Genomic DNA, 21,967 nt, shown 5'->3' on the forward strand with positions numbered 1-21,967 from the left:
GATTCTATCGCAGCTGACGGATCGCTTCGCCCGCGACCATGGCGACCGAAAGCGCGACATTGATGCTGCGCGTGCCCGGCTGCATCGGGATCACCAGTCGCGCATCCGCCGCCTCGTGGACCGGATCCGGCACGCCTGCGGATTCGCGGCCGAACAGAAGGACGTCGCCATCGGCGAAGGCAAAATCGGTGTAGGCGGTCGCAGCCTTGGTCGACAGCAGCACCAGACGCCGCGCGCCGCCGTTGCGCCATTGCTCGAAGGCGTGCCAGTCGACATGCCGGGTCAGCGCCGCCATTTCGAGATAGTCCATGCCGGCCCGTTTCAGCGTGCGGTCGGAGAGCGGGAAGCCGGCCGGTTCGATGATGTCGACGCCGAGACCGAGGCACGCGGCAAAGCGCAGGATCGTTCCGGTGTTGCCGGCGATGTCTGGCTGGTAGAGCGCGATGCGGAGACGATCGTTCATTTCCGCGTCTTTCTAATAAGTGGCAGATCGGCCACAGGGATTTGCCGGTTTCGGAGATTGCTGGACTGGCGGGTGGCCATTTTCTGCGAAGTCGAGTATACGCCTCTCATTGTCAACCCGAACCGATGGAGGGGGAATTCATGATGACCATGCACATCCAGCACCTCTCCTGGGGCCATGTAGGCCCGACGGCGGTTTCGGTACGACGATTCTCCTGACTCTCTAAGACTTGATCGCACCGATTCCCGCCGAACCCAGTTTTCGGCTCTCGAAGGAATCTTGCGATGTTTTTCAAACTGCCAAACGGGCTGAACGCCCCACCTGAACACGCCACGACTGATGTCATTCGTGCCGCTGGCCGAATGCCTGCGGCCGGCGTTGATTCACGGCTTTATCTGCATTTCCACATGGAGGATGGACCGATGTTCGATCCCTATAAAATACCCGGCTCGAGAAACCTGCACGAGCGCAAGATGGCGACCTGGGCGCTGCTGATCGGCGAGACCTACTCGTCGGCGGTTCATGCCGAGACCCGCCGGCGTCCGCATCGCGGCATGCTGCCGGATGTCGATTTCTCGCGCGCCGTTCCCGACCCCAGCCGGCCGTCGCTGGTGCGCAGGATCATCGGGATGATCCGGCCGGGGGCGAAGGACCGGGCTGGCGCCACCATGCCGTCAGGATCGTCAGGTGAACCCGTCGGCGAAAAGCCTGCGACGCCCTATATTGCGCGAAGCAGGACCGACGGCCCGGGTGATTCCGAGCCGTCGGTCCTTGACGCCACGCGGTCGGGAGACGCTACGCGCTCCAAGGATTTCGTCCGTTCCCGTGCCGCGTGAGCGGAAAAAGAGATTTATGAGCATGATAATGTTTAGCTGGTTTGAGAAAAGGCTCGATCCGTTCCCGGCAGCCGAACCGGTCGAGCCGCCGAAGTCGCTGCTCGGCTTCTGCATGCATTATACGCGCGGCGCCTGGCCCTACATCATCCTGGACGCGATCCTGGTGGCGGCGATTGCCTTTGCCGAGGTGTGGATGTTCGGCTTCCTCGGCCACATCGTCGACTGGCTGTCGGGGCAGAACCGCGAAACCTTCCTGCAGACCGAGGGCTGGAAGCTCGCCGGCATGGCCTTCATCGTGCTGTTCGCGCTGCCGGGCACGGTATGGCTGCATTCGCTGCTCAACCAGCAGACGCTGATGGGCAACTACCCGATGCGTATCCGCTGGCAGGTGCATCGCTACCTGTTGAAGCAGTCGATGGCCTTCTACCAGGATGAGTTCGCCGGGCGCATCGCGACCAAGCTGATGCAGACGGCGCTCGCGGTGCGCGAATGCGTCATCAAGCTGATCGACGTGCTCAACTACATCATCGTCTATTTCCTCGGCGTGCTGTTCATCGTCGGCTCCGCCGACTGGCGGCTGGCCACGCCGCTGGTCGTCTGGCTTATCGGCTATATCGGGCTGCTGCGCTTTTTCATTCCGCGGCTGGGCAAAGTCGGCGAGGAGCAGGCCAATGCGCGCTCGACCATGACCGGCCGTGTCGTCGACAGCTACAGCAACATCCAGACGGTCAAGCTGTTCAGCCACGCGCGCCGCGAGGCCTCCTTCGCCAAGGAAGGCATGGCTGGCTTTCTCGATACGGTCTACCGGTCGATGCGGCTGGTGACGGTGCTCTATGGCCTGCTCTACATCCTGAACGCGCTGCTGTTGTTCTCCGTCACCGCGCTGTCGCTGTGGCTGTGGCTCGGCCAGGCGGTGACGATCGGCGCCGTCGCCGTGGTCATCGGCCTCGTGCTCAGGATGTGGGGCATGTCGCAATGGATCATGTGGGAAATGTCGAGCCTGTTCGAGAACATCGGCACGGTGCAGGACGGCATCGCCTCGATCTCGCTGCCACGCCTGGTCGAAGACAGGCCGGGTGCGAAGGACATTACTGTTCCCAAGGGTGAGATCCGTTTCGAGGACATCCGCTTCCACTATGGCAAGCAGAAGGGCGTCATCGAGAACCTGACACTGACGGTGAGGCCGGGCGAAAAGGTCGGCATCGTCGGCCGTTCCGGCGCCGGCAAGTCGACGCTGGTAAACTTGCTGCTGCGTTTCTACGACCTCGAAGCTGGCCGGATCCTGATCGACGGCCAGGAGATCGCTTCGGTGACGCAGGATTCGCTGCGCGCCCAGATCGGCATGGTGACGCAGGACACCTCCCTGCTGCACCGTTCGGTGCGCGAGAACATCCTCTATGGCCGGCCTGACGCTACCCATGAGATGCTGGTCGAGGCGGCGGGGCGGGCCGAGGCGCTCGACTTCATCGGCGGGCTCATCGATGCCAGCGGCCGTAAGGGCTTCGACGCCCATGTCGGCGACCGCGGCGTCAAATTGTCCGGCGGCCAGCGGCAACGCATCGCCATTGCCCGCGTTATGCTGAAGGACGCGCCGATCCTCATTCTCGACGAGGCAACGTCGGCGCTCGATTCGGAGGCCGAGGCGGCCATCCAGGAGAACCTCTACAGACTGATGCAAGGCAAGACCGTCATCGCCATCGCGCACCGGCTGTCGACCATCGCGGCGATGGACAGGCTCGTCGTCATGGACAAGGGCCATGTCATCGAGGAAGGTTCGCACGAGAAACTTGTCGCCAGCGGCGGGCTCTACGCACAGCTCTGGCAGCGCCAGTCGGGCGGCTTCCTGCTCGATGACGGTCCGGCCGAGGCCGCCAACGACGCTGTTGCCAACGACATTGGCGCCAAGGGTGAAGCCGCCGAATGATGACTGCCGTCTATCGCTGGTTCGAGAACTGGGTCTATCCGTTCCGGGAGCCGGCGAATCTCCGGCCGCCTGCCAGCGTCGGCGGCTTTCTTTGGCACTATGTCGGGCAGGCGAAGTTCGCCTTCTTCGCGATGCTGGTCATCGGTGGCATCGCGCCGTTGGTCGAGGCCGGACTGTTCTATTTCGTCGGGCGGCTGGTCGACATTCTCGACCAGCTTCCCGGCGAACGCAGCTGGCACGCTCTGTGGACCGCCGCCGGCCCCGAACTCGTCTTCATGGCCGCGGTGGTGCTGGTCATTCGCACCCTCGTCGTCGCCCTGTCGGCGCTGGTCGACGAGCAGACGATCACGCCGGGCTTCTACAATCTGGTGCGCTGGCAGGGCCATCGCCACGTCTCGCGCCAGTCCTACACCTTCTTCCAGAACGATTTCGCCGGCCGCATCGCCACAAAAGTCTGGCAGGCCGGGCAAGCCACCGGAGACCTGATGGAGAGCTTCATCGAGGTCGTCTGGTTCATGATCGTCTACACGGTGACGACGCTGGCGCTGGTCGCCGGGCTCGATCTCAGGCTGGCGGTGCTGGTGGTGATCTGGATCACCGCCTTCGGCTTTCTGGCCAAGTTCCATCTGCCCGCGATCCGCAAGCATGCCGAGGCAACCGCCGAGGCGGGCTCGATGATCACCGGCCGCTTCGTCGATTCCTATTCGAACGTGCAGACGCTCAAGCTGTTCTCGGCCGATGGCGACGACCGCTACATCCGCAACGGCTTCGACATCTATCTCGACGCGCTGCGGCCGTTCACCCGCAGGCTGACCGGCGTGCGCATGGCGCTGACGACGCTGTCGGGCATCATGATCACCGCGATCGCCGGCTTTGCCATCTATCTCTGGCTCGAGGGCTCAATCACTGTCGGCGCAGTCGCCTTCACGCTCTCCCTGGTGTTGCGGCTCAACATGCTGCTTGGCCGGCTGATGATGCAGCTCAACAGCATTCTCAGGAATCTCGGCGTGCTGGAGAACTCCAAGGCGCTGATTTCGCAACCGCTCGGCCTGACCGATGCGCCGGATGCCTGCGAACTGGTCGTGGGCGGCGGCCGCATCGAGGTGAAAGACGTCACCTTCCACTACGGCAAGGGGTTCGGCGTGCTCGACGGCATCGATCTCGTCGTGCGCCCCGGCGAGAAGGTCGGGCTGGTCGGGCCGTCGGGCGCCGGCAAGACGACATTGGCCAATCTGATCCTGCGCCTCTACGACCTCGAGGGCGGCAAGATCCTGATCGACGGGCAGGACATATCAGGGGTGACGCAGAACTCGCTGCGCGCCAATATCGGCGTCGTCAGCCAGGACACGGCACTTTTCCATCGTTCGTTGCGTGACAACATCAAGCTCGGCATGCCGGATGCGACCGAGGCGCAAGTGGTCGCGGCGGCCAGGAAAGCCGAGGCGCACGAGTTCATCCTCGGCCTGCGCGACAACAGAGACCGCCAGGGCTACGAAGCCTATGTCGGCGAGCGCGGCGTGAAGCTGTCCGGCGGCCAACGCCAGCGCGTCGCTATCGCCCGCGTCTTCCTCAAGGACGCACCGATCCTGATCCTGGACGAGGCGACCTCGGCGCTCGATTCCGACATCGAGGCCGCGATCCAGGAAAATCTGGCGCGGCTGATGGAGAACAAGACGGTGATCGCCATCGCGCACCGGCTGTCGACGATCGCGGCCCTTGACCGGCTGGTGGTGCTCGACGGTGGCCGCATCATCGAACAAGGCACGCATGACGAACTGGTGGCGCTGGACGGGCTCTATGCGCGGCTGTGGAAGCGTCAGTCCGGCGGCTTCCTGTTCAACGAGGAAAGCGTGCTGGAAGAGACGCGTCCGGCGGAGTAGGGCATGGGCGGATCGATGGTAACCGACTATGTGCTGAAACGGCTGCGGCCGACGACGCCAGCCTTCCAGACGCTGATGGAAGAGAGCCGCCTGGAGGGCTACTGGATGCTGGTGCGCCTGGCGGATGGCTGGGCAAGCCGCCGCAACAGGTTCCTGAAGCATGGCGAGGCGCTGTTCGGCGCCTGGCATGGCCGCGAACTCGTTGGTGTCTGCGGGCTGAACATCGATCCCTATTTCGACGGCAGGGAGCAGGGTCGGGTCCGTCACCTGTTCGTCAGCGCGCTGCATCGCCGCAACGGCGTCGGCAGAATGCTGGTCGAGACGGTTGTCGACAGGGCACGCCGACATTTCGCCGTGCTGAACACAAGGGCGCCGCAGGAAGCCTTCGCTTTCTATGAGGGACTTGGCTTCGAGCCGGTCGAGGGCGAAGAATTCGTCACCCATCGCATGACGTTCGACGGAAAGTCCGCGGTCGGCAGGAAAGGAGACTGAGATGTCGTTGCGCCCCCCATCTGCCGGCAACTTGGCCGCGGAAGTCGCCTTCGACGCGCTCGGCCATGAAATCCTGGCCGAAAAGGCGGCAGCGCTCGGACGCGCCGGGCAGCGCGTCGAGGAGACGCTGGCCAAGCTGCGTGAGAATGGAGACGACAAGGAGCAGCGGCCCAGGCTCCTCAGGGAAGCGGCCGAAGCCGTGCACGGCTACTTCATCCAGCGCGAACTCTGCGGCCTGCGCAAGCACGACGCGGTGATCCGTGAGTACGATATCCCAAGGGCCGTGCTCGTCAGGCTGGGCGCCAAGTAGCGCTATCTTTTTGTTTGACCATGATCTTTTCCGAAAACCGGCCTCCACTTTTTGCTACGCCGACCTTCGGTTCGGGATCATGGTCTACTCCAGCCATTTGGTGATGAAGCTGCCGTGCTCGTGGATATCGGTGGTCTCGAGCGGACCTGGGCCGAGATTGGTGAACTTGTGCGGCGTGTCCGGCGGCACGATGACGATCTGGCCGGCGGACGCCTCGATCTGCCGGTCGCCGACCGTGAACAGCCCGGTGCCCTGACGGATGATGAAGATTTCCGCGTAGGGATGGCTGTGCAGGCGCGGGCCGCCGCCGATGTCGGGCAGAAAGTTGAAGATCAGGCAGCTCTTGGAGCCCCAGGCGCCGCATTGCAGTTCGCCTTGCCAGCGGTCGGGCGCCTCTGCCCATGTGTCGCGGTCGATGACGTGCGCCATGGGCGGAGGATAGAACGAGCCCGCGTCTGCTGTCGAGGCAAACGCAAGCGGTAAATTGCCGTTGATATCCGGTCGGTTCGCCGAGGCTGACAAGCCTCTGGTGGCATGCTGCCCAGTGCCGGATCCTGTCCCCGCGACAATCTGCCCTTGTGCCTCCACCCCGCTGGACAAAAACGGGCTTCACGCATAAACCGAAGTCCAAATGCCGGAGGAATTCGCTAGCCTGTTCGCCATGCGCTGTCGGGTTGGCGTGAATGAGCGGGGAACAGGCTCGACCACCGGCACGGACGAGGCGAAAGGATCAGGCACCCGTGAGCGCAACCGACACCCAGGATCCCAATCGTCGTGACTTTCTCTACGTCGCCACCGGCATGGCCACTGTGGTTGGCGCGGGCGCCGTCGCATGGCCGTTCATCGACCAGATGCGCCCCGATGCCTCGACGCTGGCGCTGGCCTCGGTCGAGGTCGATGTCGCCTCGCTGACGCCGGGCATGTCGCTGATCGTCAAATGGCGCGGCAAGCCGGTCGTGGTGCGCAACCGCACCGAGCAGGAGATGAAGGACGGCGAGGCCGTCAACCTCGCCGAGCTCAAGGACCCGATCGCCCGCAACGCCAATCTGCCGGCCGATGCCCCGGCGACCGATGCCAACCGGACCACGCCCGGCAAGGAAGCCTGGATGGTGATGGTGCAGGTCTGCACCCATCTGGGCTGCATCCCGCTCGGCCAGGAAGGCGATTTCGGCGGCTGGTTCTGCCCGTGCCACGGTTCGGTGTACGACACCGCCGGCCGTATCCGCCAAGGTCCGGCGCCGGAGAACATGGCGGTGCCGGTATTCAAGTTCATTTCCGATACCAAGATCCTTATCGGTTGAGGCAGGGGATATTTCGATGAGCGAGGGACACTCGACCTATACGCCCAAGACCGGTATCGAACGCTGGTTCGACGCCCGCATGCCGCTGCCGCGGCTGATCCATGATTCCTTTGTCTCCTATCCGGTGCCGCGCAACCTCAACTATGCGTGGACCTTCGGCGGCATCCTGTCGATCATGCTGATCTCGCAGATCCTGACCGGTATCGTGCTGGCCATGCACTATACGGCCGACACGACCCTCGCCTTCGACTCGGTCGAAAAGATCATGCGCGACGTGAATTCGGGATGGCTGTTACGCTACCTGCATTCCAACGGCGCCTCGTTCTTCTTCGTCGCCGTCTACATCCATATCTTCCGCGGCCTCTACTACGGCTCCTACAAGGCGCCGCGCGAGCTTTTGTGGATCCTCGGCTGCATCATCTACCTCCTGATGATGGCGACCGGCTTCATGGGTTACGTGCTGCCGTGGGGACAGATGAGCTTCTGGGGCGCCACCGTCATCACCGGCTTCTTCAGCGCCATCCCGCTGGTCGGCAATTGGATCCAGGAGCTGTTGCTTGGCGGGTTTGCCGTCGACAATCCGACGCTCAACCGCTTCTTCGCGCTGCATTATCTGCTGCCGTTCATGATCGCCGGCGTCGTCGTGCTGCACGTCTGGGCGCTGCATGTCGTCGGCCAGTCGAACCCGACCGGCATCGAGGTCAAGTCGAAGACCGATACCGTCGCCTTCACGCCCTACGCAACCATCAAGGACGCGTTCGGCATGATCGTGTTCCTGTTCTTCTTCGCCTATTTCGTCTTCTACCTGCCGAACTTTCTCGGCCATCCGGACAACTATACGATCGCCGACCCGCTGAAGACGCCCGCCCATATCGTGCCGGAATGGTACTTCCTGCCGTTCTACGCGATCCTGCGCGCCATCACCTTCAACATCGGTCCGATCAACTCCAAGCTTGGCGGCGTGCTGTGCATGTTCGGCGCCATCGTCATGCTGTTCCTGGTGCCGTGGCTCGACACCTCCAAGGTGCGCTCGGCGGTCTACCGGCCCTGGTACAAGCTGTTCTTCTGGCTGTTCGTCGCCGACGCCGTCCTGCTCGGCTGGCTCGGCTCGCAGCCGGCCGAAGGCACATATGTGTTTATGGCGCAGATGGCGACGCTGTTCTACTTCGCTTTCTTCCTGGTCGCGCTGCCGGTTCTGGGCCTGATCGAGACACCGCGCAGGCTGCCGAATTCGATCACCGAGGCGGTGCTCGAGAAGAACAAGGGTGGTGGCCATCATCCTGCGGGGGCTACGGCCGCGCCGGAAACCAAGGGCTGAGCGGCAGAGAATCTAAGGGGATTTGGCATGAAGAAGATTCTCACCTCGCTGGCGCTGCTTGGCCTCGTGATGGCTGGCACCGGGGCGATCGCCGCCGAGGAAGCGCACAACGCGGCCGCGCCGACGCATTTCCCGATCGATGAGCCCAAGGAGATGGACTGGAGCTTCGCAGGGCCGTTCGGCACCTACGACAAGGCGCAGCTGCAGCGCGGCCTGAAGGTCTACAAGGAAGTCTGCGCGGCCTGCCACTCGATGAACCTGGTGGCGTTCCGTACGCTGGAAGGGCTCGGCTATTCGGAAGGGCAGGTGAAGACGCTTGCCGCCGAATACACCATCCATGACGGCCCCAACGACGCCGGCGACATGTTCGACCGTCCCGGCAAGCCGTCCGACTACTTCCCGGCGCCGTTCGCCAACGAGCAGGCCGCCGCTGCCTCCAATGGCGGCGCTGCTCCGCCGGACATGTCGCTGCTGGCCAAGGCGCGCGGCGTCGAGCGCGGCTTCCCCCGCTTCGTCTTCGACATCTTCACGCAGTATGCGCAGGGTGGCCCCGACTACATCCATTCGCTGCTGACCGGCTACGACGAGACGCCGCCGGCCGGCATGGTGATCCCCGAGGGCACGCACTACAATCCATACTTCCTGTCCGGCGTGTCGCTGAAGATGCCCAAGCCGCTTTCCGACGGTCAGGTGACCTATGACGACGGCGCGCCGCAGACGGTCGACCAGTATTCGCGCGACGTGTCGGCATTCCTGATGTGGGCGGCCGAGCCGCATATGGAAGACCGCAAGAAGACCGGTTTTCGCGTGCTGGTGTTCCTGCTGCTGTTCGGCGCCCTGGTCTATCTGACCAAGCGCAAGGTGTGGGAAGGCGTGGCGCACTAAGCGGCGATGCCGCGAGTTTCGAAGGGCGCCGCAAGGCGCCCTTTTGCATTTCAAAACGGGCTGTGGCACGCAGCCAGGTGATTGGTATGCCACGCAGGACCTTTGACGGAAGGATTGTCGACGACATGGCGGCTAGAATTCGGTGATGCGGCTCAAGGACTGTCACAATTTTTCCGATTTCCGGCACATGGCGCAACGGCGGCTGCCGGGGCCGATCTTCAACTACATTGACGGTGCGGCCGACGACGAGGTCACCTATCGCCGCAACACCGAAAGTTTCGAGACATGCGACCTCGTTCCCAACGTGCTGCGTGGGGTGAGCGAGATCGACATGTCGGTAACGGTCATGGGCCAGAAGCTGGCCATGCCCGTCTATTGCTCGCCGACCGCCTTGCAGCGGCTGTTCCACCATCAGGGCGAGCGTGCGGTGGCCAAGGCAGCGGCCAAATACGGCACGATGTTCGGCGTCTCCTCGCTCGGCACCGTCAGCCTCGAGGAGGCGCGCAAGATCAGCAGCGGGCCGCAGGTCTACCAGTTCTATTTCCACCGGGATCGCGGCCTGAACCGGGCGATGATGCAGCGTGCCAGGGACATTGGCGTCGAGGTGATGATGCTGACCGTGGACAGCATCACCGGAGGAAACCGCGAACGCGACAAGCGCACGGGCTTTGCCATCCCCTTCAAGCTCAACCTCGCCGGCATGCTGCAGTTCGCCGTCAAGCCGGCCTGGGCCTTCAACTATTTCACTCACGAGGGGTTCAAGCTGCCGCAGCTCGACGAGCATGTCGACATGGGCGGCGGCACCATGTCGATCAGCCGCTACTTCACCGAGATGCTCGATCCGTCGATGACGTGGGACGACGTCGCCGAGATGGTCCGGCTGTGGTCGGGTCCGTTCTGCCTCAAGGGCGTCATGTCGGTCGAAGATGCCAGGCGCGCCGTCGAGATCGGCTGCAGCGGCATTGTCCTGTCGAACCATGGCGGCCGGCAGCTGGACGGCTCGCGGGCGGCCTTCGACCAGCTTGCCGAGATCGTCGATGCCGTCGGCGACCGGATCGACGTCATCATGGATGGCGGCGTGCAGCGCGGCACGCATGTGCTGAAGGCGCTTTCGCTCGGCGCCAAGGCCGTAGGCGTCGGCCGCTACTATCTGTTCCCGCTGGCGGCTGCCGGGCAGGCGGGCGTCGAACGGGCGCTCGAACAGATGCGGGTCGAGATCGAACGCGGCATGAAGCTCATGGGCTGCACCTCGATCGAACAATTGACGCGCGAAAATCTGCGTTTCAGGTAATCTCGCGCGAAACGGGCGGACGCCCGATTAAGCCAATGGGTCTCGCTCTTCGCGGCAAGACAGCAAACACGCCAGTGTGGAGTGCGAACCATGAAATCCTCCCTCGAAGAGACGCTGCTCTCGGCGATCCGCACCATTCCCGACTACCCAAAGCCCGGCATTTTGTTTCGCGACATCACCACGCTGCTCGGCAATGCGCGCGCCTTTCGCCGCGCCATCGACGAATTGGTGCATCCCTATGCCGGGCTGAAGATCGACAAGATCGCCGGCATCGAGGCGCGCGGCTTCATCCTCGGCGGGGCCGTCGCCCACCAGCTTTCGGCCGGCTTCGTGCCGATCCGCAAGAAGGGCAAGCTGCCTTACGAGACGGTACGTGTCGCCTACAGCCTGGAGTACGGGCTGGACGAGATGGAGATGCACAAGGACGGCGTTTCCGAGGGCGAGAAGGTGATCCTGGTCGACGATTTGATCGCCACCGGCGGCACGGCGGAGGCAGCGGTGAAGCTGCTCAGGCAGATCGGCGCCGACATCGTTGCCTCCTGTTTCGTCATCGACCTGCCGGATCTTGGCGGTCGCGAAAAGCTGGAGTCGCTCGGCGTGCCGGTGAGGACGCTGATTGGATTCGAAGGGCATTGAGCGGAGGGATTTTCCTTCCCCCACAAGGGGGAAGGAAGGGCAGCTCACCCCACCTTCACCAGTACAGCGCTGTCGAACTCGATGACCTTGTCGCCGGTCGAGTCGGAGGCCTCGCAGCTGAGCGTCAGCAAATGCCAGCCGGGGCGGGCGGCGAGCGGGCGATGGGCGAGTGCGGTGCGCGTGAAGGTCACGGACTCGCCGGCATAGACCGGCTTCAGCCATTTCAGATTCCTGAAGCCCGGGGAGGGGCCGAATTCCGGCTGCGGGCCTGGACCTGTCCAGCGCACGCCCTCCGTCTCCATGCGCTTTTCGAGATTGTACTTCATCCAGGTGGCGGCGGTGTGCCAGCCCGAGGCGCATAGGCCGCCAAGCACGCTCTTCTTCGCCGCCTCCTCATCGACATGGAAGACCTGCGGATCGTATTTGCGGGCGAATGCCTTGATGTCGTCCGGTTCGAATGTGTGCGAACCGAGCGTGACGGTGACGCCGATCAGGAAGAACTCGTCGAGGGTCACGCGGCGGCCTCGCGGGTCAGGAACATGCCGGTGTTTTCGAGTTCGAAGACGCTTTCGCCGCGTTGGTTGAACAGTTCGCTGCGCAGGGTGATCAAGCCAAGCTGAGGCCGCGACCTGGACTGGCGCTTGGCAAGCACGGTGACCGTACCGCTCAACGTATCGCCGGCCAGAACCGGCTTCTTCCATTTGACGTGTTCGATGCCCGGTGAGCCCTGCGAGGTCGAGTCGAGCAGGAAGGCATCGCACAGCATGCGCATGAACATCGCGCAGGTGTGCCAGCCCGACGCCGACAAGCCGCCCAGGATGCTTGCCTTGCCGGCCTCCTCGTCGAGGTGCATCGGCTGGGCATCGAATTCACTGGCGAATTCGATGATCTCGGCGGCACTCACCTGCTTCACGCCGAGGTCGAGCGAGGCCCCCTCGACGAAATCCTCATAGGCCCAAGTCTTTCCGGTCATGTCCAGGTCTTTCCGGTCATGGTCTAAATCCGGTTGCGAAACACCGATCGGGACGGATCGGGGTTTCCCGGATGAAGGCCGCACGGGTTTTGGTCAAGCAATTTCTGGTGCGCCAGCATCGACGGCGCGCGGGCCTGGAGCGCTTAAAGCCAGCCGCGGCGGCGGAAATACCAGAAGGGCAGGATCGCCGACAGCACCATCATGGCGATGGCGAAGGGATAGCCGAACTGCCATTTGAGCTCGGGGATAATGTCGAAATTCATGCCGTAGATCGAAGCGACCAAAGTCGGCGGCAGGAAGATGACGGCGGCGACGGAGAAGATCTTGATGATGGCGTTCTGCTCGATCGAGATCATGCCGAGCGTGGCGTCGAGCAGGAAGGAGATCTTCTGCGACAGGAAGGTGGCATGGTCGGCGAGCGACAGCACGTCGCGCGACAGCGTCTTGATGCGCGCCTTCGTATCCTTGCTCATCTTGGTGCGGGTGGAGGCATGGGCGAAGAAGCCAGCCAGGCGCTGCAGCGAGATCAGGCTGTCGCGGATCGAGGAGGTAAGATCTTCCTTGCGGCCGATGGCTTTCAAGAGTTCCTGGAAGTCGCGGTTGCGCTTGGACACTTTGGTCGAGGTCGCCTGAAAGATGTCGCGCGAGATCGCCTCGACGTCGCGGCCGGCGCGCTCCAGAATATCGGCAAGGCGGTCGACGATCGCCTCCAGCAGGCCGATGAGGATGGTGTCGCCGCTGGTGCAGCCGGTCGCCACCTTCTCGGCGCGCTGCGGAAAGGTCTTGAAGGCTTTCGGCTCGTGATAGCGAACGGTGATCAGCCTGGTGCCGGCAAGCACGAAGGTGACCGGCGACATCAAGGGATCGTCGATCTCGGTCTGGGCCGGCAGCGTGGCGGTCATGAAATAGGCGCCGTCCTCGACATAGAGGCGGCTCGAAATCTCGATCTCCTCCATCTCCTCGCGGGTCGGAATGGCGACGCCGAGCCAGCTCTCGATGGCGGCCTCTTCCTCCTTTGTCGGGCTCAAGAGGTCGGCCCAGACGACATTGTCGTCGAGGTTTTCGGTGACGCGCAGGCGATCATTGTCCACGACGAAAGCCTTGATCATCGCCGGGTCTCCCTTGCTCGTGTGACGATTCCGAAATTCGCGTTGCCTTGGAGCACCGCCGCGAGGGCGGGGCTGCCCGCAGGTCAGGTGTTGAACTTGAACAGCATGATGTCGCCGTCCTGGACGACGTATTCCTTGCCTTCGTCGCGCGCCTTACCGGCTTCCTTGGCCGCCACTTCGCCGCCAAGTGCGACGAAGTCGTTGTAGGCGATGGTCTGGGCGCGGATGAAGCCGCGCTCGAAATCGGTGTGGATGACGCCGGCCGCCTGCGGCGCCTTGGCGCCCTTGTGCACGGTCCAGGCCCGCGCTTCCTTCGGCCCGACGGTGAAATAGGTGATCAGATGCAAAAGTTCGTAGCCGGCGCGGATGACCTTGTTCAGGCCTGGCTCGTCCAGCCCCAGCGAGGCCAGGAATTCCATTTCCTCCTCGTCGCTGAGCTGGGCGACCTCGGCCTCGATCGCGGCCGAGATGACGACCGTGCTGGCGCCCTGCGCCGCGGCCATCTTCTCCACCGCCCTGGTGTGCTCGTTGCCGGTCGCGGCATCGGCCTCGGCGACGTTGCAGACATAGAGCACGGGGTGCGAGGTCAACAGGTTCAGCCCCTGCAGGATGCGCAAATCTTCCGGCGAGATGCCGTTGAGCAGGATGCGGGTCGGCTTGCCGGCCTGTAGAAGCTCGAGTGCCGCTTCCATCGTCGGCAGCACGATCATCGCTTCCTTGTCCTTGCCGGAGGCGCGCTTGCGGAACTGCGCGATGCGGCGTTCCAAACTCTCCAGGTCGGCGAGCATCAGCTCGGTCTCGACGGTCTCGGCGTCGGCGACCGGATCGATGCGGCCCTCGACATGGGTGATGTCGTCATCCTCGAAGCAGCGCAGCACGTGCACGATGGCGTCGACCTCGCGGATGTTGGCGAGGAACTGGTTGCCCAGCCCTTCGCCCTTGGAGGCGCCGCGCACCAGGCCGGCGATGTCGACGAAGGAGATGCGGGTCGGGATGATCTCCTTCGACTTGCCGATCGCGGCGATCTTTTGCAGGCGCGGGTCGGGCACCGCCACCTCGCCGGTGTTCGGTTCGATGGTGCAGAACGGATAGTTGGCGGCCTGCGCCGCCGCCGTCCTGGTCAACGCGTTGAAAAGCGTCGACTTGCCGACGTTGGGCAAGCCAACGATGCCGCATTTGAAACCCATTTTGTCCGGTCCTATCGGGAAAGCGAAATTTGATCAGGGCTATGGGCGAAAGCGCCAAGGATCGTCAAGCCCTCCGGCCGCGATCGCGTCCCGGTTCAGCCCTTGCCGCCGAACAGCTTCTTCAGCATGGCGGCCATCGGGCCGGTTTCGGGCAGCTTGGCCGGCGCCTGTTGCGGCCGTGCCTGGCGAATATGGCTCTGAGCCTTTGGCGCCTTGGGCGGCGGGCGGTCGTCGTCGCCGGTCGGCGTCAGTCTGTCGCGCAAGGCGAGCGTCACCCGGTTCATGAAGGAGTTGTCGTCGCCCTTGGCCAGCAATCCGGCGTCGTCGGCGATGGTGTCAAGCAGCACAGCCAGCCACTCGCGGTCGGCCTTGGCGAAGTCGCCAAGCACATGGCCGTGCACCATTTCCCTCACGCCCGGATGGCCGACGCCAATGCGCACGCGGCGAAAACCCTTGCCGACATGGTCGTCAAGCGAGCGGATGCCGTTGTGGCCGCCCGAACCGCCGCCGACCTTGACCCGAACCTTGCCGGCGGCAAGGTCGATCTCGTCATAGAAGACGGTGAGGGCGGATGGTTCGAGCTTGTAGAAGCGCAGTGCCTCGCCGACGGACTGGCCGGACAGGTTCATGAAGGTCTGCGGCTTGATCAGGATGATCTTTTCGCCGTCGATCGTGCCTTCGGCGATCAGGCCCTGGAATTTCTTCGACCAGGGCGAAAAGGAATGGCGGCGGGCGATTGCGTCCGCCGCCATGAAGCCGACATTGTGCCGGTTGTTGGTGTACTTCGCGCCCGGATTGCCGAGGCCTGCAAAGACAAGCATCGTCGTTCTCCGGGCGGGAAGGGATTACTTCTCTTCGGCGGCAGGTGCCACTTCGGTGGCAGCCGCCTCGGTCGTCTCTTCGACCTCCGGCTTCATCGCCGAGGAGCCGGCAATGGTCGCGATGGTGAAGTCGCGATCGGAGATCACCGGCTTGACGCCGGCCGGCAGGCTAACCGCCGAGATGTGGATCGAGTCGCCGATGTCGGCGCCGGTGAGATCGACGGTGATGAATTCCGGGATCGCATTGGCCGGGCAGTGGAACTCGACTTCGTGACGCACGATGTTGAGCACGCCGCCGCGCTTGATGCCGGGCGACTTGTCCTCGTTGATGAAGTGGACAGGCACGTCGACATTGACTTCGGTGTCCTTGCCGATGCGCAGGAAGTCGACATGGACAGGGAAATCCTTGACCGGGTCGAGCTGGAAGTCCTTCGGCAGGACCTGGATCTTCTTGCCGTCGACATCGATCGTGGCGATCGTGGTCAGGAACCCGCCGCCATGGATCTTGTAGTAGATGTCCTTGTAGGTGAGCGCGATCGCCAGGGGAGGCTGCTTGTCACCGTAAATTACTGCAGGCACTTTACCGTTGCGGCGAACTGCACGGGCGGACCCCTTACCGACCTGTTCGCGCGCTTCGGCCTTGAGCTCGTAAGTATCGTGGCTCATGGCATTTCCTTTCGCGTGTTATGGAGCGTTTGCGGAGGGCAAATTGCCTGGACCGTAAACGTCGAAAGCCGCCGGGCTTGGATGTCCGAATGCTGGAAGCCGCTTACGCGGACCTTTGTTCGGGATCACAAGGGAAGGCAGCCTTCCGCCGCGTTGCCTCCAAGGGTGTCTACGCGGGTGGCGGCTCTATAGCGGAAGGCGCGAATGGGTGCAAGCCGTGGCAGGCATGGGCGTTCGGTGCCTGTTGAGGTTCTAATAGGTCAGGTCGAGCGCGAGGTCAGCCCTGTCACTCATTGGCCTGATCGACCATCTTCTTCATTTCATCCATCCACTCGAGCGGGCCTTGCCGTCCCCAAGCTTCATAAAATGGAGCAAACTGAAACTGAGCTCCGCCGTCTTGCGACGTGGGTTCATCTAGCCATGCATTTTCGCCATCGCGTCGAATGAATGCGGACCACTGCTTCGGCTCATCATCCTTGGTGACCAACGTAGCCACCGGCTTGTTCCAGGCCACCACTAGGTCGTTGGCGCGGACGCGGTCGACATGGTAGCAGTGGCCGCACCCGACGAGGAGCAGCATGTTTGGCGTTGGCGGCTCGCCCGACACTGTCCATTGGCCCAGCCATGGCTCATTTTCGGCTGGAATAGTCCTGCGGCAGGGGCAGGAGGCCAAGCCCGGCCGCGCGGAAATCGGGCTCTTTCTCCGCCACGGTCGTCATCACCGCACGCAGTTTGTCCGTCAGCCCGCTCAACAGCCAGAACAGTGCGCCATTGGCCTTCACGTGCAACTGCGCCGAAAGCAGCGTGCCGCGCAGGCGCAGCGCATCTTTGATGATCGCCTCTCGTCGCTCGCGAACAAACGGTCGTTGCGGCTGTTTCGTCTGCCCATCGCAGCTCTCCTCGGCTTGCAAGCAACCGCCCCATCTCAAGACGAATAGGAACGCATTCCTCGCTGAGCCGATTCACTCTTGACTTTTGTTCCCTATTTGTTCATAATCCGAATGAACCACTTTGGAGTCATCGCTATGGATCACATTGTGACGCTGGACGGCCGCCAGGAGGCAGCCCCTTCAGGTCACGGTGGAAAATTAACGGTTTCGTTCGGCAGCCAGCAGAGCGCCGGGCCGGCGGCTAGTGGTGGTAATCTGACGCTTGGTACCCGACGCGAAAGACCTATTCGGACACTCTCGGACCTTCCTTCGATGTGGTCCTACGGAAGGCCCTGACCCTAGAAGGGTTGTTCCAGCGCTCGGCACGCTTCTAGTGACATGGCTAAAACAGGCCATCGGCTCCAGAAGGGGCCGGAAAAACGATGGAGCCCACGATCGACGCCCCCGGAGAGTTTTTAGTTTCGAATGAGACAAGCCTCCGGCTCAAGGCATTAAAGGAGGACGGCGACGTGTTCCAGGAATAGCGTCATGGCCAGCGTCGAGACGGTGTATGAGCGCGGTGCTTTTCGAAACAAACCGAAGCTCACGGATATCGGACCGCGTGCAGTTCGCGGGTTCGGTCAAACAGAATGCCGACAAACAATGGAGACACACCTTGAAAGAAACACAGCTGCCCGCCGTGCCGGACGCCAAGTCCCCTGCTGGGGCAGACATCCGCTTCATAATGGACGGCACAACGGGCAACATGATTCACAGCACGGTTCCGCCAGGACAGATCAACCGCGCGACCGTCCACTCCACAGTGAATGAGTTTTGGTATGTGCTCGAAGGCAATGGTCAAATCTGGCGCAAGGATGGGACCGAAGAGCGAGTGACTTCACTTGTCCCTGGCGTTTCCATCGATATTCCAGTGGGCACGGCATTTCAGTACAGGAACATCGGCAGCCAACCGTTGAAGTTCATCTGCATAACAATGCCGCCCTGGCCCGGCGATCACGAGGCGGCGCCTCAGGACGGCGCGTGGGTGCCTACCGTCTGATGGCGAGGCGCGGATGGTCGGGATTAACCATGCTGGAATGGCAATGGGTTAGCGTCTTTCCAAGGCGGTGGGCCCCCGAGTCCGGTACCAAGCGTCAGATTTGTACCACTAGGTCTGCGGTTTTCATCCAACGGATCCTTGATGAGAACGCCGTCATGCGACAGGTGCCGGCTTGGCCGGCCCAAACGACATGGTGCAGATTCTTATCCAGGCGGCTCCGTGGCTGACAATCTATGCATTGGGAAAGCCATTTTTGGACTCCATGCTTAAAGAAGCGGGCAAAGACGCGTGGGACAAAATCAAGTCGCTTTGCAAGAAGCCGATCCCTACCGATTTGAAGGAAGACGATGTCGGATGGTTAAGGGTGGTGTTCGACACTCTCAAACAGGCACGCAAGGATGGGAACTACGTCGTTCTAGGCTTTCCCGTGGAAGAGACAAGCTTTAGAGGCCGGAGCATCGGCATTGAACTCGACGAGGTCACACCGGAAAGCTTAGTCCGAACTTCTGCAATTCTTGCGAACATAGGACAAGAGATCGAGACCGCCCTCCAACAGTACGATCGCAAGTTTGCTCATTCGGAGAACCGCGACTGTAGCTGTGCGATCACCATAAACGCTGACGGCACAACTGAATGCTCATTCAATGTAGGGGCGGAGAATGGAGAACTTGTCGTGTTGCGATTCGATGCTTCCGGCAAGCGAATGTAACTCGGCGCTGTGCCGTACACAGTGCTTGGCACCGGGGCCAAGCACGATTGGCTTACAATCCGCCGCGATCCTTCTTAAGCTGCTCGACACGGTCCAAATAAGTCTGAACGTCAGGTGAATTCACGAGGTCAAAAACTATAGTCATATATGTGTAGAACGTTGCATCCCTCCCTAATACGGTATTGCCTGACGATATAAAATCAAGTTGCTCGTATTTTTCCCGGTGTTCTTTGCTTACACCAGATTTTCCTGAATGAGACCCGCCTCTGGTATTTGCAATGTAGTTGATAATTGTCCTGCGACCCAATTTGATCGAATTGCTTATGATTACGGCCTGGTTCCAAAATTCGTCGATCTTGCCTACCCACGGGACAACCGGCATGAGTCCGGCTCCCATTACCCAATTCGCATCAAGATTACCGCCGATCGCAAAGAACTGAAGGGCCGTCACTTCGGAAGCAAGTTTCTCCTTTTCGTTACGCACAATCGCAACTGGGAAATCGCTATGTGACCTTTGACCTTCATCTGGAAGAAAGGCCCCTCCAAGAAGAGCAAACTCGGCTGTAAACGCGTCATCAAATCGTTCAGCCTTAATGGTCGGTTGACCTTCCAAACCTGCGAAATGCCATGCGTCACGAAATGCCCCTCCGGCAAACTCACGCATTCTAGTTGAAGTATATCTTAGGTTGTGTTGAGTGGCCGCAACACCACTGTTGGCAGCAAAGAACCTTAAGTCTTCAGCGGCGATTTCAACAAGTTCCCAATGCTGACGAGAAAGTGGCTTGGACGTTTCATTTTTCACGGCACGTATCCTAGCTCGACTACGACCAAACTGGCGCAAGCGATGTATGATTCTGAAGGGCGCCAAGTGATATATCGTAGCGCTAGCCCACGGGTCACACCGTCGAGCCCGTGCCCCCTAAATATTCTCGCGGGTGTAGATCTCGAAAGGCAGGATGGTGGTGAAGTTGCTGCTTTCGTTCGGGGCGGAGACTGCGTGGACCATGCCGGCCAGTGCCTTCTCCGCGACCTGGGCCAAGGGGTGCGAGATAACGAAGGTCAGCGTGCCGTCGAGCAGTGCGGGGCGGGTCGACTCCATCAGCTCGTAGCCGACGACGACGAGGCTGCCGGCCCGGCCGGTGGAGCGCAGCGCGGCAATGGCGCCGGTGATGCCGCCGCCGGCGACATAGAGGCCGCAGAGACCCGGATTTTCGTTGAGCAGCTTTTCGGTCATCTCCTGCGCGATGGCACTGGATTCGAAGGTCAGCAGCGGCTCGAGCAGGGTGAAGCCCGGCGCGTGCTCGCGGAAATAGGAGCGAAAGCCGCTCTCGTTCATTTCCTGGCAGCGGTAGCGGTGATTGCCAACGAGGATGCCGAGCTTGCCGGGCGCGCGGCAGACATGCTCGAATACCCAGGCCGCGGTGCGCCCGACCTTCCAGTTGTCCAGCCCGATATAGCGAACGTGCCCGGTCGCCGAGATCTGCGAGATCAGCGCAAACACCGGCACGTTGCGGGCATTGAGCGTGTCGACCGCCTGGGTGACGAGTGGATGGACCGCCGCGACGACACCGACGGCGTCGCATTCGGCGCCCAGGGCCAGCATCCGCGAGGCGACGTTCTGCGGCGACAGATCGTCCAGAAACTCCGTGCGCAGCTCTATTTCGCAGTCGGGCATCGTTGGCACCGCCGCACGCAGCGCCTCGGCTATGTTGCGGTAGAAGGCGCGGCTGGGCTGGTGCAGCAGGAAGCCGAACCGGTAGCGCGGCCGGGCGGCAGCTATGCGACTGCGCAGCACGCCCATGCCGTAAAAGCCGATCAGCTCCGCCGCGAGCTTGACGCGCTCGCGCGTGCCTTGGCGGACGGCGCCCGAGCCGCTCAGCACCCGGTTGACGGTGGCCACCGAAACCTTCGCCTCGGCGGCGACATCCCTGATCGTTGGCCGCTTGTTCTGATCCATTTTATCTCATCAGCCTGCGGAAATTGACACAAAAATATCATTCATCATGCAGTTCTGACACAAATGATACAATCAGCTTGGAATAAACATTCTATTCTTGATTCATTTTGGATCAAGATGTTTATCTCGGGAAAGCAAGCAAGGCGCAAGCACCGCCAGCCCAGGGATAGCAGCAGCACAGCGCAGACACGTTCTGGCCCACCGCGCTTCAGGCGGTGTGAGGCAGCGTGCGCGTGCGGGCCACCTCGGGCGTTGCGGGTGGAGGATTTGCATGGACGATCTCGAATACGGCGTGCGCGACAAGCGTGGCGACTGGAAGCCGAACGGGCGCATCGAGGCCGTGCCGTTGTGGAGCTGGCCACCCAGGCTGCCGAAAATCCTGGCGTGGCTGCCCGGCTATATCTGGCCGTGGAATGCCTTCCACATGGCCACCGCCCTCATCTACTGGTTTTATGTCGTCCCCGACGTCGAGACGATGAAGACCATCGACTGGGGCTGGGCGCTGTGGCTCTACGCCGTCAACGGCGCGGCGATCCTCGTGTTCTACGGCATCTTCGAGCTGCGCTATTACATCAAGCGCGTCCAGGCGACGCGCTTCAAATACAACCACAAATTCCCCAGCGACATGTCTTCGGACGTGTTCTGGTTCCAGAGCCAGAACCTCGACAACTTCCTGCGCTCGTTCTTCGTCACCATCCCGCTATGGACCGTGGTCGAAGTCATCTTCCTGTGGTGCTTTGCCAAGGGCTACGTGCCGTGGCTCGGCTGGCAGGATCACCCGGTCTACCTTGCCGCCCTGGTGCTGATCGCGCCGGCCATCCACGAAGTGCACTTCTTCTTCATCCATCGCCTGATCCACTGGGGGCCGCTCTATCGCTGGATCCACTCTGTCCACCACAATTCGATCAACCCGTCGCCCTGGTCGTCGCTGTCGATGCATCCGGTGGAAGGGTTCCTCTATCATGCGGTCGCCTTCTGGCACGTGGTCATCCCGTCCAACCCGATTGTCGCGCTGTTCCAGCTGCATGTTGCCGGCTTCGGCGCCGTCAATGGTCATCTTGGTTTCGACAAGCTGGAGGTGACCGAGGACACGGCCGTCGATAGCCATGCCTACGCGCACTACCTGCACCACAAATATTTCGAGGTGAACTACGGCGGCGACGGGCTGATCCCGCTCGATCGGTGGTTCGGCACCTGGCATGACGGCACCAAGCAGGGCGACGCCATGATGGACGCCCGCTTCCAGAAGAAGAGGGAGCGCATGAACGCCGGGGCGTGAG

At 62.0% G+C, this 21,967-nt stretch carries 25 protein-coding genes; 13 read left to right on the plus strand and 12 right to left on the minus strand.

Translation table 11 applies throughout. The features are described 5' to 3' along the window. Window positions 1–4 precede the first annotated feature (4 nt). Window positions 5–463 (minus strand): tRNA (cytidine(34)-2'-O)-methyltransferase, encoded by a 459-nt coding sequence (locus AC1RUK_RS03430; protein ID WP_481836774.1) that lies wholly within the window; start codon window positions 461–463, stop codon window positions 5–7. A gap of 422 nt (window positions 464–885) precedes the next feature. On the opposite strand from AC1RUK_RS03430, the gene AC1RUK_RS03435 reads away from it, so the two are divergent. From AC1RUK_RS03435 to AC1RUK_RS03455, 5 genes are read left to right on the plus strand one after another with little or no spacing between them, the layout of a single operon-like run. Then, window positions 886–1,299: a hypothetical protein gene (locus AC1RUK_RS03435; RefSeq protein WP_481836773.1), complete on the plus strand. Its 414-nt coding sequence runs from the start codon at window positions 886–888 to the stop codon at window positions 1,297–1,299. A 22-nt stretch (window positions 1,300–1,321) separates the two neighbouring features. After that, a complete protein-coding gene (locus AC1RUK_RS03440; protein ID WP_481839591.1) occupies window positions 1,322–3,223 on the plus strand; it encodes an ABC transporter ATP-binding protein in 1,902 nt (633 codons plus the stop codon). Next, window positions 3,220–5,103 (plus strand): ABC transporter ATP-binding protein, encoded by a 1,884-nt coding sequence (locus AC1RUK_RS03445; protein ID WP_481836772.1) that lies wholly within the window; start codon window positions 3,220–3,222, stop codon window positions 5,101–5,103. The genes AC1RUK_RS03440 and AC1RUK_RS03445 overlap by 4 nt, the downstream gene beginning before the upstream one ends. Before the next feature lie 3 nt (window positions 5,104–5,106). Next, complete coding sequence (locus AC1RUK_RS03450; RefSeq protein ID WP_481836771.1) at window positions 5,107–5,595, plus strand: GNAT family N-acetyltransferase; 489 nt, start codon at window positions 5,107–5,109, stop codon at window positions 5,593–5,595. A 1-nt stretch (window position 5,596) separates the two neighbouring features. Beyond that, window positions 5,597–5,905 (plus strand): DUF6665 family protein, encoded by a 309-nt coding sequence (locus AC1RUK_RS03455; RefSeq protein WP_481836770.1) that lies wholly within the window; start codon window positions 5,597–5,599, stop codon window positions 5,903–5,905. An 84-nt stretch (window positions 5,906–5,989) separates the two neighbouring features. On the opposite strand, the gene AC1RUK_RS03460 is transcribed toward AC1RUK_RS03455, so the two are convergent. After that, the gene (locus tag AC1RUK_RS03460) at window positions 5,990–6,334 is read right to left on the minus strand and encodes a cupin domain-containing protein (RefSeq protein WP_481836769.1); all 345 of its coding nucleotides are present in this window, start codon (window positions 6,332–6,334) and stop codon (window positions 5,990–5,992) included. A gap of 371 nt (window positions 6,335–6,705) precedes the next feature. On the opposite strand from AC1RUK_RS03460, the gene petA reads away from it, so the two are divergent. From petA to AC1RUK_RS03485, 5 genes are all read left to right on the plus strand, one after another. Next, window positions 6,706–7,206: a ubiquinol-cytochrome c reductase iron-sulfur subunit gene (petA, locus tag AC1RUK_RS03465; RefSeq protein ID WP_481839590.1), complete on the plus strand. Its 501-nt coding sequence runs from the start codon at window positions 6,706–6,708 to the stop codon at window positions 7,204–7,206. A gap of 16 nt (window positions 7,207–7,222) precedes the next feature. After that, entirely contained in the window at window positions 7,223–8,524 is a 1,302-nt protein-coding gene (locus AC1RUK_RS03470) for a cytochrome b (RefSeq protein WP_481836768.1), read from the plus strand. Between the two features lie 27 nt (window positions 8,525–8,551). Further along, entirely contained in the window at window positions 8,552–9,409 is an 858-nt protein-coding gene (locus AC1RUK_RS03475; RefSeq protein ID WP_481836767.1) for a cytochrome c1, read from the plus strand. 145 nt (window positions 9,410–9,554) lie between these two features. Continuing rightward, on the plus strand, window positions 9,555–10,700 hold the full coding sequence (locus tag AC1RUK_RS03480) for an alpha-hydroxy acid oxidase (RefSeq protein WP_481836766.1): 1,146 nt from the start codon (window positions 9,555–9,557) through the stop codon (window positions 10,698–10,700). A gap of 90 nt (window positions 10,701–10,790) precedes the next feature. Then, entirely contained in the window at window positions 10,791–11,336 is a 546-nt protein-coding gene (locus tag AC1RUK_RS03485) for an adenine phosphoribosyltransferase (RefSeq protein WP_481836765.1), read from the plus strand. A 44-nt stretch (window positions 11,337–11,380) separates the two neighbouring features. Here AC1RUK_RS03485 and AC1RUK_RS03490 read toward each other — a convergent pair whose 3' ends face one another. The 8 genes from AC1RUK_RS03490 to AC1RUK_RS03525 form a co-directional block, all read right to left on the minus strand. Then, the gene (locus AC1RUK_RS03490) at window positions 11,381–11,851 is read right to left on the minus strand and encodes a MaoC family dehydratase (RefSeq protein WP_481840184.1); all 471 of its coding nucleotides are present in this window, start codon (window positions 11,849–11,851) and stop codon (window positions 11,381–11,383) included. Further along, complete coding sequence (locus AC1RUK_RS03495; protein ID WP_436173139.1) at window positions 11,848–12,309, minus strand: MaoC family dehydratase; 462 nt, start codon at window positions 12,307–12,309, stop codon at window positions 11,848–11,850. Before AC1RUK_RS03495 ends, AC1RUK_RS03490 begins: the two co-directional genes overlap by 4 nt. A 143-nt stretch (window positions 12,310–12,452) precedes the next feature. Continuing rightward, window positions 12,453–13,418, minus strand: a complete 966-nt coding sequence (gene corA / locus AC1RUK_RS03500; RefSeq protein ID WP_436173138.1) for a magnesium/cobalt transporter CorA — start codon at window positions 13,416–13,418, stop codon at window positions 12,453–12,455. 83 nt (window positions 13,419–13,501) lie between these two features. Next, window positions 13,502–14,605 carry a redox-regulated ATPase YchF gene (ychF, locus tag AC1RUK_RS03505; RefSeq protein WP_481836763.1) on the minus strand — a complete coding sequence of 368 codons (1,104 nt, stop codon included), beginning with the start codon at window positions 14,603–14,605 and terminating at the stop codon, window positions 13,502–13,504. 95 nt (window positions 14,606–14,700) lie between these two features. Beyond that, a complete protein-coding gene (pth, locus tag AC1RUK_RS03510) occupies window positions 14,701–15,426 on the minus strand; it encodes an aminoacyl-tRNA hydrolase (RefSeq protein WP_436173136.1) in 726 nt (241 codons plus the stop codon). Between the two features lie 24 nt (window positions 15,427–15,450). Next, window positions 15,451–16,092: a 50S ribosomal protein L25/general stress protein Ctc gene (locus AC1RUK_RS03515; RefSeq protein ID WP_481836762.1), complete on the minus strand. Its 642-nt coding sequence runs from the start codon at window positions 16,090–16,092 to the stop codon at window positions 15,451–15,453. A gap of 286 nt (window positions 16,093–16,378) precedes the next feature. Beyond that, the gene (locus AC1RUK_RS03520) at window positions 16,379–16,672 is read right to left on the minus strand and encodes a hypothetical protein (protein WP_481836761.1); all 294 of its coding nucleotides are present in this window, start codon (window positions 16,670–16,672) and stop codon (window positions 16,379–16,381) included. A gap of 49 nt (window positions 16,673–16,721) precedes the next feature. Next, window positions 16,722–17,003, minus strand: a complete 282-nt coding sequence (locus AC1RUK_RS03525) for a hypothetical protein (protein WP_481836760.1) — start codon at window positions 17,001–17,003, stop codon at window positions 16,722–16,724. Window positions 17,004–17,532: 529 nt separating this feature from the next. On the opposite strand from AC1RUK_RS03525, the gene AC1RUK_RS03530 reads away from it, so the two are divergent. Further along, window positions 17,533–18,021: a cupin domain-containing protein gene (locus AC1RUK_RS03530; protein WP_481836759.1), complete on the plus strand. Its 489-nt coding sequence runs from the start codon at window positions 17,533–17,535 to the stop codon at window positions 18,019–18,021. Window positions 18,022–18,211: 190 nt separating this feature from the next. Beyond that, complete coding sequence (locus AC1RUK_RS03535; protein ID WP_481836758.1) at window positions 18,212–18,730, plus strand: hypothetical protein; 519 nt, start codon at window positions 18,212–18,214, stop codon at window positions 18,728–18,730. A 52-nt stretch (window positions 18,731–18,782) separates the two neighbouring features. Here AC1RUK_RS03535 and AC1RUK_RS03540 read toward each other — a convergent pair whose 3' ends face one another. Together AC1RUK_RS03540 and AC1RUK_RS03545 are read right to left on the minus strand one after the other, a co-directional pair. Next, on the minus strand, window positions 18,783–19,532 hold the full coding sequence (locus tag AC1RUK_RS03540) for a hypothetical protein (protein WP_481836757.1): 750 nt from the start codon (window positions 19,530–19,532) through the stop codon (window positions 18,783–18,785). 117 nt (window positions 19,533–19,649) lie between these two features. Continuing rightward, a complete protein-coding gene (locus tag AC1RUK_RS03545; protein WP_481836756.1) occupies window positions 19,650–20,687 on the minus strand; it encodes a LacI family DNA-binding transcriptional regulator in 1,038 nt (345 codons plus the stop codon). Between the two features lie 271 nt (window positions 20,688–20,958). Here AC1RUK_RS03545 and AC1RUK_RS03550 point away from each other — a divergent pair, with 271 nt between their 5' ends. After that, on the plus strand, window positions 20,959–21,966 hold the full coding sequence (locus AC1RUK_RS03550; RefSeq protein ID WP_481836755.1) for a sterol desaturase family protein: 1,008 nt from the start codon (window positions 20,959–20,961) through the stop codon (window positions 21,964–21,966). Window position 21,967 lies beyond the last annotated feature (1 nt).

It is taken from the genome of Mesorhizobium monacense (assembly GCF_056781675.1).